The organism is Flavobacterium lacus, assembly GCF_003268815.1.
GTDB lineage: Bacteria > Bacteroidota > Bacteroidia > Flavobacteriales > Flavobacteriaceae > Flavobacterium > Flavobacterium lacus.
In genome coordinates, this window is sequence record NZ_QLSV01000023.1 from 1 (window position 1) to 15,029 (window position 15,029).

Here is a 15,029-nt window from a genome sequence, read left to right on the forward strand (position 1 = left end):
GCAGCTGTCGTATTGGTTAAAGTTTGACTTATGCTCGTTTGCGGATTAGTCTCATCCGATGCTCCTGTGATTCCTACCGGTGAGGAAACCGTCCAGGTGTAAGTGGTGCCCGTGGGGACAACCTCCGGTGAGGAGGTTACTGGGGTGACCGTAAACGTATCTTCTGAACAAATAATAGCAACTTTATCATTTATGATTGGTAAGGGATTAACTCTTACTGTTATGGTAAAAGTATCAGTACAAATATCGGGTGCAGTACCTACTGCAGCGGTAACCGCATAAACGACATCTAACTCAATCTCAGTAGAATTAGTCAATGTCTGACTAATATCTGTTTGTGGAATTGCTTGATCTGAAGCTCCGGTAATTCCTGCCGGTGCTATAACTGTCCATGTGTAAGTCGTTCCTGCCGGAACTAAATCTGTTCCATTTGTTGTTGGACTTACCGTAAAGGTTTGCTCCGAACAGATGGAAGGGGTAAAATCGGAAATACTTGGTTTTGGATTGACAACCACATTTATTTCAAAAGTGTTTGTACAACTATTTGGTGCTGTGCCTACAGAAGCTGTAACCGTGTAGGTTACAACAGTTACAACATCTGTTGTGTTGGTCAACGTTTGACTTATTGTGGTTTGCGGTGTGGCTTGATCAGAGGCCCCCGTAATTCCCGCTGTAGGTGCAACTGTCCATGTATAGGTGGTTCCAGATGGAACAACATCTGCCCCAACAGTAATAGGTGTAACACTAAAAGCATCTTCAGAACAAATCTCCAATGTACTATCCGAAATGGAAGGACTTGGATTGACCGTTAAAGAAAAAAATGTAGTACCAAAAACTGTCGGATCCGCGTTTTCTTCTACACGAACATAAATGGTTTCGGTAGTACCGTTGTAGGCATTCGCAGGAACAATTGGTGCTGCTCCAACATTTGCATCTGGTTGATTGGTATGGTAAGTAACGGTATACAAAGTAGGATCTAAGCCATTTAGTGCATCATCATCATTTTGGGTTAAATCAAAGATTTCAAAATTATTACCGGGTGTTACTTCGTCACACAAAACCAAATCGAGTGCATCAGGGTTTAAGATACATGAATTCCACTGTATATCAAATTCTCTAGTTCGAACACAACCCGTGTTAAAGTCAGATATATTAACATAAATAGTTTGAGGATTACTAATTGCCACATAATCTGTTGGATTTGGAATTTGATTTAATAATAACTCTGCATCATTTTGAGTTAAATAATATCCAATACTAAAATCAAATGCATTTCCACTACCAACAATCACCGGATCATTTTCAGTTAAATCAAAAAGATTTTCACACTCGTCTAAATCATTTGGGTCTGTGCCGGGCTCAGGTGGATAAACATTTACAGTAAAATCACTTTCTACTACCGTTACACCACTACATTGCGTATAAGTTACTTCTGCTGTGTAGACAGAAGTTACTGTAGGACAAACCGTTATATTTAAATCACTACTTAAAGGTGCACCATTTTCTAACCATTGAAATGTTGTTGAGGAAGGTCCAGATGGCGTAAATCTAAATGCTCTATTTGTTGCAGACCAAGCTCCCGTATTAAATCCAGGAGGAGTATATGCTAATGATCCAGCTGCATTTTGAATTCCAATTAAACCATTCCCACTATTCCATCCTGGACAAGGTGTCCTTCTTTGAACATATACTTCAATAATATTTGATATTTCGTACAAAACTATTTGAGAAGTCTGTAAACCAACACCATTATTACATGAAAACTGAGGTAAATTAGCAAAATTAGCTATGAATTTTCTACAAGGATAAGTTCCTACAACTGCATAAGTTGCACTAATTTGTGCAGGAGGAGTTGGCGTTACAGCAAAATTAGTATCTTGATATACACCGTATATTGCATTTCTGATTGGAAATCCTGGATTAGGGATTGTTTGATTAAAAGCCCATGGACAATTACTACCTCCTGCTTGAGGATTAAATGTAATAACTCCATTAGTTCCTACATTAATACTTGTATATTGATTACCAAAAAAACAAAAAACAAACGGAGGATCTGAAGGGTTTGGGTTTGGAAAAACAAATGGTGCAGACCACTCATCATCTCCATCTACACCACCTAGAGGAGGAGGATTACCATACAACTCATTCCAAGGAGCACCACTATTTACAAATGGTGCTTGAGGACAGAAGTCTATTTCACTTACTGTATATTGTGTTGTTGTTCCAAAATCAACAAAAGAAGCAGTTAAATCAACACATCCACCTGCTTCACATGAATTTGTAGAATCAAAACCTGTATCAACCCCTACTTCCCCCGTAATAACAGTAGCACAACCGTTTAAATTAATTGTAATGGTCACACTTCCACTTAAAGGAGCAACACAACCCGGAGGATTTTGAAAAATACTTATTAAAGTAAATGTTGTGGTTGTAATTAAAAAAGGTGTGGTAAACGAAGCTGTACCTGCGGCATTAATAGGTATGTTATAAAATGCTCCTGAACTTGATTCAAGAGTGATATTCGTGTTGGGTGTACCACTAAAAGTTAGCACTCTAGTGCCGGGACATTCGGTTGAATCAACTGTTGTAAATGCAGCTGTAGCTGAAATGGTTTGCACCGTTACGGTTACAGACTCAGTAAGGTTACAAGTTATATTCGTTACAAATTCAATATCATCAATCGCAAAATCATTTCCGGCTGCGGTTACTACTCTATCTAGTATGCAAATTTCTGCAATGGTATCAGTTCCTGAGTTCCAAGTGTACGATCTTTGCACCCATCCACAAGTAGTGGAAGGAGCGAGATTAGCACCTATTGCAATTCCGTTTATCACTACTTCTAAGTCAGCAGGGTTTGGCGTTGCAACAGTTTGCACCCAGTACGAAAAAGTATAATCTTGGCCCGGTGTTACCGGTACGGTTTGACACCAAACTTTATCGTTTCCGGCATTAGCAATTGAACCGTCAATAACCATCATATTTCCGGTTCCTGTAGTATGATCGTTACAACTAGAAAAACCAGCAAACCAACTTTGTGAATTGGTGACCACTGCATAAGCACCTTGAACACCAAAAGGACTTACAGGGTCTAAATATTGATACTCTGTAGTGAAACCGGTATTACCTAAAGAAAAATCACCATTGAAAATTAAATTTCTAGGTGTTACTGTGGTTGTAGTGACCGTATAGGTGGTTGTAACATCCGGACTGACCACGATAGAAGCACTGTTTGGATTAGAGATTGATGGATCTGTCGGAACAGCTGTCCAAACATAATCATCAGCACCTGAAGCGGTTAGTGTAGCAGATTCCCCTAAACAAATCGTTCGATTGGGTGTTACTGTTATATTATTAGGTTGTGTTATAAGTATTCCTGTGGCAGTTGCTGTGTCCGAAGCGGTATCAGTTACAGAAGCCGTATAGGTTCCCGGTGGGAGTCCAACAAAAATACCGTCCGTGTTAGTTTGGTTTACGGGACCAGAAATTGAATATGAAGCATAAGGTTGCGAACCCCCTAGGCCATACACTACTATAGAGCCATCGCTTTGACCAAAACAAGTTACATTAATCGATGAATAATTAATTCCTAATGGCTGTAATCTTTCTAGGATGATTTCATCCACAGCAAAATCATTTCCAACGGCACTTTGATTGATGTTAAATAATTCTAACCTTCTAAACTGGTTGCCTGTTCCGGTAACTGTAAAAACATAGACCACTTCTTGCCAGCCGCTTGCAGGCGGCAAAACAGTGTACGAACCATTGAATAAATTTGTCCCACCTTGCATTACTCTAAACCCAATTTCAGCTTGTGGATTGGTCGTATTTACCGATTGAATGAAATACCTAAAACGATACTGCGTACCGCCTTGCAACAATATATCACCGTTTGTTTTCCAAAAAATTTCTGATTGTCCAGATGCTCCATCACACACCATCATTAAACCGCTTCCGGTTGAGTAATCTCCTGAAGGAAGAAAATTAGAGGTGTTTAAAAGAAAAGGATTATTTATAATTGCATACTGTCTTGGAACACTATTCGCCTGACCAGCTCCTGGATTTACTAAATTATAATCGGATTGAAAACCGATTCCTGCTCCCTGCTCAAAATCGCCATTTGGAATTAAATTCTGAGCACTTAAAAAGCTGATTACAAAACAACTAAACAAACAAAATAGTATTCTTATATTCATGATTTGGAATTTTTAAAGCCGGAAATTTACATAATTTTAACTTAGAATTATCTTAAAATTTCTAAATTTTACAATTCATTTTTTTATACCCGAAAATTTCCTTGTTTTGTTTATCTTTGCAGACTTTATAAGTTTACTTATTTATACTATAATTTAATGAACAACAATGATACTTTTTCCGATGATTTAGGTGACAACCACATTGGAACTTCTGTAGAAAATCCGGTTAGAAAAGATGCTTTTGAATTAACGGATGATCAAAAAATTGAACTAATCAAAAAAGATGTGACCAATATTTTGACGACACTCGGAATGGACTTAACAGACGACAGCATGAAAGGCACTCCGAACCGAGTGGCCAAAATGTTTGTCAAAGAAATTTTTGGAGGATTAAATCCTTCTAAAAAACCAAGTTCCTCGACGTTTGAAAATGGTTATAAATATGGTGAAATGTTGGTGGAAAAAAACATCACGCTATATTCTACTTGCGAACATCATTTATTACCAATTGTTGGAAGAGCTCATGTGGCTTATATTTCCAGTGGAAAAGTGATTGGTTTGTCTAAAATGAATCGCATTGTGGATTATTTTGCAAAACGTCCGCAGGTGCAAGAAAGATTGACGATGCAAATTGTGCAAGAATTACAAAAAGCATTGAATACTGAAGATGTGGCTTGCGTGATTGATGCCAAACATTTGTGTGTAAACTCGAGAGGAATCAGAGATATAGAAAGTAGCACAGTTACTTCTGAATTTGGCGGAAAATTTAAAGAAGACAAAGTGCGAAGAGAGTTTTTGGATTATATTAAATTGGAGACGAAGTTTTAGAGAAGGTAATGGGTGATTGGTAATGGGTGATTGGTAATGGGTGATGGGAGTTTTGGCATTGATTTTTGCACTCTCCTAGCCCCGATAGCAATGGAAATCCTTGCGGAAAAAAAAGTATATTTTTGTTAGTGTTTTTTTGCGACCAAAGGAAGCACAAAAAACACTTAGAAAAATAACTTTTTTGACGAAAGATTGGAATGGATAGCGGGATTAGCTTCTTATTCAGTCGCTCCCGATAGTTATCGGGATCAGTCGCAGTTTTCAGTTGGGAGTAATTAGTTTGGAGTTAAAAAAAGAGAAATAGTAATGAAATTATACGAAAATCAAACCTTAAAAATATACAATTCGCTTTCGGGTGAAAAAGAAGTTTTTAAACCCATTCACGAAGGAAATGTGGGCATGTATGTATGTGGACCAACGGTTTACAGCAACGTTCACCTCGGAAACGTGCGGACTTTTATGAGTTTTGATGTGATTTTTCGTTATTTTCTTCATTTAGGTTATAAAGTTCGGTATGTGCGAAATATTACCGATGCCGGTCATTTGGAAAATGATGCAGAAGAAGGCGAAGACCGCATTGCCAAAAAAGCTAGAATTGAGCAATTGGAACCCATGGAAATTGTGCAACGTTACACGGTTGATTTTCATACGATTTTGCATAAATTAAATTTTCTTCCGCCAAGTATTGAACCAACCGCCACCGGACATATTATTGAGCAACAAGAGATTATAAAAAAAATAATTGACAATGGTTTTGCGTATGAATCGAATGGTTCAGTATATTTTGATGTAAAAAAGTTTAATGAAACACACCATTACGGAAAATTGAGTGGTAGAAATATCGAGGATATGATTGCGAACACACGTGATTTGGACGGTGTTTCAGACAAAAAGAGTCCACAAGATTTTGCCTTGTGGAAAAAAGCCGAACCGCAACACATTATGCGTTGGCCTTCGCCGTGGGGAATTGGTTTTCCGGGTTGGCATTTGGAATGTACCGCAATGAGCACCAAATATTTAGGTGAGACTTTTGATATTCACGGTGGTGGAATGGATTTGAAATTTCCACACCACGAATGTGAAATTGCTCAAAACGAAGCGTGTACGGGACATAGTCCGGTAAATTTTTGGATGCACGCCAATATGCTGATTTTGAATGGTAAAAAAATGGCCAAATCAACCGGGAATTTTATTTTACCCAATGAAATTTTTAGTGGTGGAAACGAAATTTTAAGTAAATCATTTTCACCCAATGTGACACGATTTTTTATGCTTCAAGCACATTACCGTAGTGTGTTGGATTTTTCTAACGATGCGATTGTAAGTTCAGAAAAAGGATTCAATCGCTTAATGGAAGGAATGGATTTGTTGGATAAATTAAAAACCGACTCCTCCTCTACTTTGGACATTTCGGCTTGGAAAAAAAGCTGTTATGAGGCGATGAATGATGATTTTAATACACCCATTTTAATAGCACAATTGTTTGAAGGAATTCGTTTTGTGAATTTGATTAATGACGGTAAAGAAACGATTACTGAGAATGATTTGAATGAACTGAAAGCAACGCTAAAAGGTTTTATTTTTGATGTTTTGGGAATTACAGATGAACAAGCCGCCAACGATAATTCTGAAAAATTAGAAGGCGTAGTTAATTTGATGATTCAAATGCGAAACGAAGCTCGTGCGAATAAAGATTTTGCTCTTTCGGATCAAATTCGCGATCAACTTTTGTCTGTTGGAATACAGCTGAAAGATGGAAAGGAAGGGACGAGTTTTAGTGTTAGTTAAATGGTCGCGAGTTGTGAGTTGCGGGTTTTTACAAAGTTGTAATAACGTAGGACAACTACCCCCGACCCCCTCCAAAGGAGGGGAGACGAGAAGTTGTAGCTTTCTGCTTATTTTGAAGGTTTGAATCCACTTAAATCCAATATAGCGAAGCTATTAAAATCTGTGAGAATCTGTGTAATCTGAAAAATCCGTGTGCCATTGAGTTAGTTTTATTCAAAAACACCAAAATCAATGCTAAAAAAAATAATTCAGTTTCCTTTTATATTTTTGATTCGATTTTATCAAACGGTGATATCGCCACTCACTCCGGCAACGTGCCGATTTGAGCCTACTTGCTCGCATTATTCGGCGGAAGCCATTCAGAAACACGGTGTTTTAAAAGGGATGTGGCTTTCTGTGAAACGTATTTCAAAATGTCATCCGTGGGGAAAAAGCGGTTATGATCCGGTTCCATGATTTTACTTTTTAAGAATTAATTAAATGTTCGACATTGCAAGTTCTGCGAAATTCGTTTACATTTACGTCAAATAACATTTTTATGGTTACATCTTTTTTGGCTTTTGTTTGGAATCCGTCTGAAGGAATTGAAATCGGTTCTTTTGTCATTCGCTTTTATAGTTTGATGTTTGTGGTTGCTTTTGCATTAGGCTGGTATATCATGAAACATATTTTTAACAGAGAAAATGAACCGCTTGAAAAACTTGATAGTTTATTTATTTACACCGTAGTTGCAACATTAATAGGAGCACGATTAGGTCATGTGATTTTCTATCAATCGGAATTATTTCGTGAAGATCCGTTGAGCATCCTCTTGCCAATTCGAACAAAACCTGAATTTGAATTCACCGGATTTTCCGGATTAGCCAGCCATGGAGCGGCGATTGCCATTATTTTGTTTATGGTTTATTTCAGTAAAAAAATCATGAAACAATCGTTACTTTGGATGTTAGACCGTGTTGTAATTCCAGTGGCGAGTGGAGCAATATTTGTGCGTTTAGGGAATTTTTTTAATTCTGAAATTGTAGGTCACGAAACTAATTCAGCGTTTGGAATTAAGTTTGTTCAAGATTTTTATAGTAAGAATGATGCCGTTTTAAGCACTAAAATAGCCAATCCGAAAGAAGCCTACAAAGCCATTTCTAACAATCCGGAGTTTTCTTATTTATTAGATAAAGTTCCGGCTTTACATCCATCACAGTTATATGAAGCATTTGGTTATGTCTTTGTCTTTCTGATTCTATTTTTCATGTATTGGAAAACAGAAGCCAGAAAAAAAGAAGGTTTGCTTTTTGGAACTTTCATGGTTTTACTTTGGTCAGTGCGATTTGTCGTTGAGTTTGTAAAAGCAAGCCAAGGTGGTTTTGAAGAATATTCTGCTTTTAATTCGTTAACAACCGGACAATGGTTAAGTATTCCGTTTGTTCTGATTGGTTTGTATTATATTTTTAGACCGAAGAAAGCGTAATCTTTTTTATTTATAGTTTAAACTAACCGACTTTATGAGTCGGTTTTTTTATTGGTAATTAATAGAACAGTATGCTTCGTAATTAAGTTTAAATCGAAGAAGCTAATCAAGTTTTCGATTAGCTATTTACGCCTTACAGATTTTAAAAATCTGTAAGGTCTTGTAAACCAAAAAAAACTAGTTCATCATTTTCAGTTAGTTAAAATTACCCATCATGGATGATAAAACAAGATTTTTTAATTCCAATACATTTGAAAAAAAATAGTCATCAAAAAACCCGACCTAAGCCGGGTTCCTATTTAAAAAGTATGAAATACTATTCTTCTTTCTTTAAAGCTCTTTTTCTTTCTTCTTCTTTATTAACTGTATCAGCCATTAAAGGCGTTGCAATGAACAAGGAAGAATAAGTTCCTACTAAGATACCAACCAAAATAGCAAATACAAATCCACGGATAGTTTCACCCCCTAAAATAAAGATAGCAAACAAAACGATTAACGTAGTTAACGATGTATTCACTGTTCTACTGATTGTAGTATTTAAGGCTTTATTCACTACTTCATTAAAAGTGCCTTTTTCATGTGTGCCTAAGAACTCACGCACACGGTCAAATACAATCACAGTATCATTTAATGAATAACCAATTACAGTTAGAATTGCAGCGATGAACGCTTGGTCAATTTCCATGTTGAATGGTAAGAACTTCCAGAATAATGAATAAACTCCTAATACGATAATTACGTCATGCAATACAGCACCAACAGCTCCTAATGAGAATTGCCATTTTCTGAAACTAATTAACAAGTAAAGGAAAACTACTAATAATGAACCTAATACTGCCCAATATGAGTTTGTTTTAATATCTTCTGCAATGGTAGGACCTACTTTAGAAGCTTGTAAAACTCCAAATTGTTTTCCATCTGAATTAGTAATAAAATCTTCACGACTTGTATTAGGAAAGTATGATTTTAATCCTTCATATAATTTATCATTCACTTCTTTATCAACACCTTCGCTTTCTTCGGCAACTTTATACTTAGTCGTTATTTTTAACTGATTACCGTCTCCAAATGTTTTTGCTTCTACATTCGTTCCAAATGTTTTTGTTAACACAGCACTCACTTCGCTTGCAGTGACTTCTTTCTCAAAACGAACTTGGAAAGTACGTCCTCCAACAAAGTCAACACCTTGATTTAATCCATTTACAAAGAACAATGAAACTAGAGAAACAATGATTAATACACTTGAAATGGCATAAGCAATTTTCTTTTTACTCAAGAAATCAATATTCATGTTTTTAAACCAATTGTGTGTCATTGGTGTAGAAAAAGTAAGATTTTGATTTTTTCTCAAACTCCAATCCAATAATAATCTTGTAATAAAAATAGATGTAAATAATGATGTTCCAATACCAATTAATAAAGTGGTTGCAAATCCTTTGATAGGCCCTGTTCCAAATACTAATAAAATTAAAGCCGTTAAAGCAGTTGTAATGTTTGCATCAAAAATTGAAGACATTGCTCCTTTCCACGTGAACGAATAGTTAACCGCTTCTTCTAATGTTTTTCCTGCATCTAATTCTTCTTTCGCTCTTTCAAAAATAATTACGTTAGCATCTACAGCCATACCAATCGTTAAAACGATACCGGCAATACCAGGCAATGTCAATACCGCTCCCAAACTTGCTAAAATTCCAAAGATAAATAAGATATTCACTAACAATGAAATGTTTGCATAAATACCTGCTTTTCCGTAATATAAAATCATCCAAAGTACGACTAATATCATTCCAATCATAAAAGATAACATACCGTTATCAATTGCTTCTTGACCTAATGATGGGCCAACCACATCCGATTGAACAATGTCTGCTTTGGCGGGTAGTTTACCGGCTCTTAAAACATTGGCTAAATCTTTTGTTTCATCAATTGTAAAACTACCAGAAATTTCAGAACTACCACCTGAAATTGGTCCAGAAGAAACACCAGGTGCAGAATAAACTATATTATCTAAAACAATCGCAATGCTACTTTTTTGGGTAAAAGCTTTACCTGTTAATTCCTCCCATTGTTTGGCGCCTTTACCATTCATTTGCATGGATACGGCCGGTTTACCAAATTGATCAAAAGTATCTCTTGCATCGACGACAACTCCACCACTAATGGCTGGTTTGCCTGCACGACCATCTGATTTTAAAGCATACAATTCAATTGCTTCAACTTTTTCTTTTTTCTCGTTATCAATGGTCGTTGGTTTTCCCCAAACAAAACGAGCAAAACGTAACTCAGGAGTTAGCATTGATTTGCTACTTTCTCTATTTAAATAACTATTGATTGCCGCTGTATCTTTTGGGGCAAAATAGCCCAAAACCGGTCCGCCACCGTATGATAACATTTTATCAAATAGCGGATTATTTCCTTTTGAATTGGCTAATGAATCTTTAGAAGCATCTGTCAACAAAGAGTCAATTCCTGTTTTTGTTGTTTCTTTCGTATCAAATTTTACTTCAGTTGCTTTTAAAGCTTCGTTTAATTGACCTAAATAGGGAGCAACTTCTTCAAATTTATGTGTTTCCCAAAACTCTAATTGAGCCGTACTTTGCAATAATTTTTTAATACGATCAACATCTTTTGCACCAGGTAATTCCACAAGAATTCTCCCCGTTTCACCTAATTGTTGAATATTTGGTTGCGTAACACCAAATTTATCGATACGTTTTCTTAGTACTTCAAAAGCACTTAAAACCGATTCGTTTACTTTTCTTTTAATAACTGCTTTAACCTGAGCATCAGTCATTTTTAAATCAATCTCACCATCCAAGTTTTTGTTGAAGAAAACATCTGGCGAAGCTAACTTAACTTTACCTTTTGACTCTGCATCGAACGCTTCAAAAAAGGCATCTAAATAAGTTTGATTTCCTTTTATGTTTTTGGTGGCGTCGGCTAAGGCTTTATTAAAAACCGGATCTTGCGAATCGTTTGACAATCCAACCAATATATCTTTTACAGATATTTGGAGGATAACATTGATTCCGCCCTCAAGGTCAAGCCCTTTGTTAATTTGTTTATCTTTTACCTCGTTAAAGGTATAATCTACAAACCCTAAGCTGAATACTTTTTCTCTACCGATTGAATCTAAATATTTAGCTTCTTTAGTTACATCTGCTCCGGCAAAAGCTTTGGCATCCGATTTTACTTTATTAGCCACAAAGGTGAATGAAAGTTGGTAAATACATACCAATGCAAATAAAATTGCGAAAAATTTAATAAGTCCTTTACTCTGCATTATTACTTGAATTAATTAATTTTTGTTGGTTAAGGTTTTGATTTATAAGTAAAAAGAAAATAAGTGATTCTTTTCGATTTTATAAAACGTGCAAATATATAATTATGAATAGGATTAACCAATTTATTTATGGATTAATCTCAAAAAAAAGACTGCAAAATTGCAGTCTCTTTTATATTATGTGAAAATTGTTACGCTAAAACAGATTTCAAATCAGCATTCATTGCTCTAACAGCATCAGCACTTTTGGCAAATTTTGCTTTTTCGTCTGCGTTTAAGTCGATGTCAACAATTTTCTCAATTCCGTTTTTACCGATAATACAAGGCACACCGATACAAATATCGCTTTGACCGTATTCTCCTTCTAAAAACACAGAACATGGAATCATTTTCTTTTGATCGTTCAAAATGCTATCAACTAAATAAGCTACAGAAGCTCCCGGAGCATACCACGCTGAAGTTCCCAATAAAGCGGTTAATGTTGCTCCACCCACCATCGTGTCCGCGGCAACTTTATCCAATTTTTCTGCAGATAAAAATTCAGAAACCGGAACACCATTATAAGCCGCTAAACGAGTCAACGGAATCATTGTTGTATCACCGTGACCACCAATTACCATTCCGTGAATGTCATTGGCAGGTTTGTCTAATGCTTGAGACAAATACGTCTTAAAACGTGAACTATCCAAAGCTCCACCCATACCGATAACTCTGTTTTTTGGCAAACCAGTTGCTTTCAACGTCAAATACGTCATCGTATCCATTGGATTTGAAACCACAACGACAATTGCATTTGGTGAATGTTGTAACAAACTTTCTGCAACCGATTTTACAATTCCGGCGTTAATTCCGATTAACTCTTCACGAGTCATTCCCGGTTTTCTCGGAATTCCCGATGTAATAACAACTACATCACTTCCGGCCGTTTTTGAATAATCGTTTGTGCTTCCTGAAACTTTTGTATTAAAACCTAACGTCGTTTGCGTTTGCATGATGTCTAAGGCTTTCCCTTCGGCAAAACCTTCACGGATATCTAACAATACAATTTCGCTGGCAATTCTTCTGTAAGCAATTGCATCGGCACATGTTGCACCCACGTTTCCTGCTCCTACAATGGTAACTTTCATTTTATTAATTTTTATATTTATATAATTTCTTATGCGTCAATATTTGCGTAAACCGCATTCTTCTCAATAAACTCTCTACGAGGCGGAACCTCATCTCCCATCAACATCGAGAAAACGCGGTCTGCTTCAGCCAAACTATCAATGGTAACTTGACGTAGCGTTCTAAAATCCGGATTCAATGTTGTTTCCCACAATTGTTCAGCATTCATCTCTCCCAAACCTTTATACCGTTGAATACCAGCAGAACCTCCCATACGTTGATTAATCATATCACGTTGGTCATCATTCCAAGCATATTCTTTTTTGTTTCCTTTTTTCACTAAATATAAAGGTGGTGTTGCAATATAAACGTGACCGCCTTCAATTAATTCTTTCATAAAACGGAAGAAGAACGTTAGAATCAACGTAGAAATGTGACTACCATCGACATCAGCATCACACATGATGACTACTTTGTGGTATCTTAACTTTTCCAAGTTCAATGCTTTTGAATCTTCTGCGGTTCCGATGGTTACACCTAATGCTGTGAAAATATTTCTAATCTCTTCGTTTTCAAACACTTTGTGATGCATGGCTTTTTCCACATTCAATATCTTACCACGAAGCGGTAAAATCGCCTGAAATGCTCTGTCACGACCTTGTTTTGCCGTTCCACCTGCTGAATCTCCCTCGACTAAGAAAATTTCACATTTATGCGGGTCTTGTTCCGAACAGTCAGATAATTTACCCGGTAATCCGCCACCGCCTAAAACGGTTTTGCGTTGCACCATCTCACGAGCTTTTTTCGCTGCGTGACGAGCTTGTGCGGCCAAAATTACTTTTTGAACAATGATTCTTGCGTCATTTGGATTTTCTTCCAAATAATTCTCTAACATTTCTGCCACCGACTGACTTACCGGAGAAACAACCTCGCGGTTCCCTAACTTGGTTTTAGTCTGTCCTTCAAATTGTGGTTCTTGTACTTTTACCGAAATAATCGCCGTTAATCCTTCACGAAAATCGTCTCCAGAAATTTCAAATTTCAATTTATCCAATAATCCTGAACTATCAGCATATTTCTTCAACGTACGCGTTAATCCCATACGGAAACCTTGCAAGTGCGTCCCACCTTCATGCGTATTGATGTTGTTTACATACGAGAAAATATTTTCAGAATAACTTGTGTTATAAACCAACGCCACTTCCACCGGGATTTCGCCTTTTTCATTATCCATGCTAATCACATGCGAAATGATAGGTTCACGATTTCCATCTAAAAATCGAACGAATTCTTTCAAACCTTCTTTCGAATGGAATGTTTCAGTTACTAATTCGCCTTTTTCATCCAAATGTCTTTTATCACACATTGTAATCGTGATTCCTTTATTCAAAAAGGACAATTCACGCATCCGTGCGGCTAACGTGTCATATGAAAATTCAATTGTTTGTGTAAAAATAGTGGTATCAGGCTTAAACGTAACCATTGTTCCGCGTTTGGTCGTTTCACCAATTTGCTTCACAGGATACATCGCTTTTCCACGTTCGTACTCTTGCTCGTATATCTTTCCGTCTCTAAAAACAGTTGCTCTCAAATGGTCGGAAAGTGCGTTCACACACGAAACTCCAACCCCGTGAAGACCACCGGAAACTTTATAGGAATCTTTATCAAATTTACCTCCGGCACCAATTTTGGTCATAACCACCTCTAGAGCAGAAACCCCTTCTTTTTTATGCATGTCAACCGGAATACCCCGGCCGTTATCTTCAACAGAAACCGAATTATCTTCGTTAATAAAAACAGTAATGGTATCGCAATGTCCGGCCAACGCCTCATCGATTGAGTTATCCACCACTTCATAAACCAAATGGTGTAAACCTCTTACACCGGTATCTCCAATATACATGGAAGGTCGCATTCTCACGTGCTCCATCCCTTCTAAGGCCTGAATACTGTCTGCTGAATAACTGTTCTTTTTGATTTCTTCGCTCATATAAATTTAATGCTAAAATGTAATTTTTGTGTAATAGGCAAATATACGGAATTGTGAGGGATTTTCTATCTTAACACCATCACAAAGAAGATAAGTTATTAACAAATTGTTGATTTTTTATTGCTTTTTTCAAACGCATTTTATTTAGAAATTTGGAGTAAATTTATTCATTTGGGCGTGCCCCTCCGACAAGCTACGGGTCAGGCTTTTCGTTGCATCCCGATAGCTATCGGGATCGTCCAAAGGCTGGTTTTTGTCGGGTGTCTTGTCCTAAAATAGGTTTACACAAAAGTGTAACTTATGAAATCAAATCAAAAACTATTTACAACACAAACTAGACATTTATTTTCTGAAGAATATCGGAGAATGATTTGT

The 15,029-nt window shown here is 36.7% G+C and carries 8 protein-coding genes; 4 read left to right on the plus strand and 4 right to left on the minus strand.

Annotated features, from left to right (window positions below):
* The coding region (locus tag B0I10_RS15350) for a PKD-like domain-containing protein (RefSeq protein WP_317047192.1) at window positions 1-4,193 on the minus strand (4,193 nt) is incomplete at its 3' end.
* 156 nt (window positions 4,194-4,349) lie between these two features.
* On the opposite strand from B0I10_RS15350, the gene folE reads away from it, so the two are divergent.
* The 4 genes from folE to lgt all read left to right on the plus strand — a co-directional run bounded on the left by folE (window position 4,350) and on the right by lgt (window position 8,274).
* The gene (gene folE / locus B0I10_RS15355) at window positions 4,350-5,021 is read left to right on the plus strand and encodes a GTP cyclohydrolase I FolE (RefSeq protein ID WP_112087406.1); all 672 of its coding nucleotides are present in this window, start codon (window positions 4,350-4,352) and stop codon (window positions 5,019-5,021) included.
* Window positions 5,022-5,327: 306 nt separating this feature from the next.
* Window positions 5,328-6,809 carry a cysteine--tRNA ligase gene (cysS, locus tag B0I10_RS15360; protein ID WP_112087407.1) on the plus strand — a complete coding sequence of 494 codons (1,482 nt, stop codon included), beginning with the start codon at window positions 5,328-5,330 and terminating at the stop codon, window positions 6,807-6,809.
* Window positions 6,810-7,040: 231 nt separating this feature from the next.
* Window positions 7,041-7,265 carry a membrane protein insertion efficiency factor YidD gene (gene yidD, locus B0I10_RS15365; protein WP_112087408.1) on the plus strand — a complete coding sequence of 75 codons (225 nt, stop codon included), beginning with the start codon at window positions 7,041-7,043 and terminating at the stop codon, window positions 7,263-7,265.
* An 82-nt stretch (window positions 7,266-7,347) separates the two neighbouring features.
* Complete coding sequence (gene lgt, locus B0I10_RS15370) at window positions 7,348-8,274, plus strand: prolipoprotein diacylglyceryl transferase (RefSeq protein WP_112087409.1); 927 nt, start codon at window positions 7,348-7,350, stop codon at window positions 8,272-8,274.
* Window positions 8,275-8,590: 316 nt separating this feature from the next.
* Here the strand turns inward: lgt and secDF are convergent, their stop codons facing one another.
* The 3 genes from secDF to gyrB all read right to left on the minus strand — a co-directional run bounded on the left by secDF (window position 8,591) and on the right by gyrB (window position 14,654).
* Window positions 8,591-11,557 (minus strand): protein translocase subunit SecDF, encoded by a 2,967-nt coding sequence (secDF, locus tag B0I10_RS15375; protein ID WP_112087410.1) that lies wholly within the window; start codon window positions 11,555-11,557, stop codon window positions 8,591-8,593.
* Window positions 11,558-11,748: 191 nt separating this feature from the next.
* Entirely contained in the window at window positions 11,749-12,684 is a 936-nt protein-coding gene (gene mdh / locus B0I10_RS15380) for a malate dehydrogenase (RefSeq protein ID WP_112087411.1), read from the minus strand.
* Between the two features lie 29 nt (window positions 12,685-12,713).
* Window positions 12,714-14,654, minus strand: coding sequence for a DNA topoisomerase (ATP-hydrolyzing) subunit B (gyrB, locus tag B0I10_RS15385; RefSeq protein WP_112087412.1), 1,941 nt, complete (start codon window positions 14,652-14,654; stop codon window positions 12,714-12,716).
* Window positions 14,655-15,029: the final 375 nt, after the last annotated feature.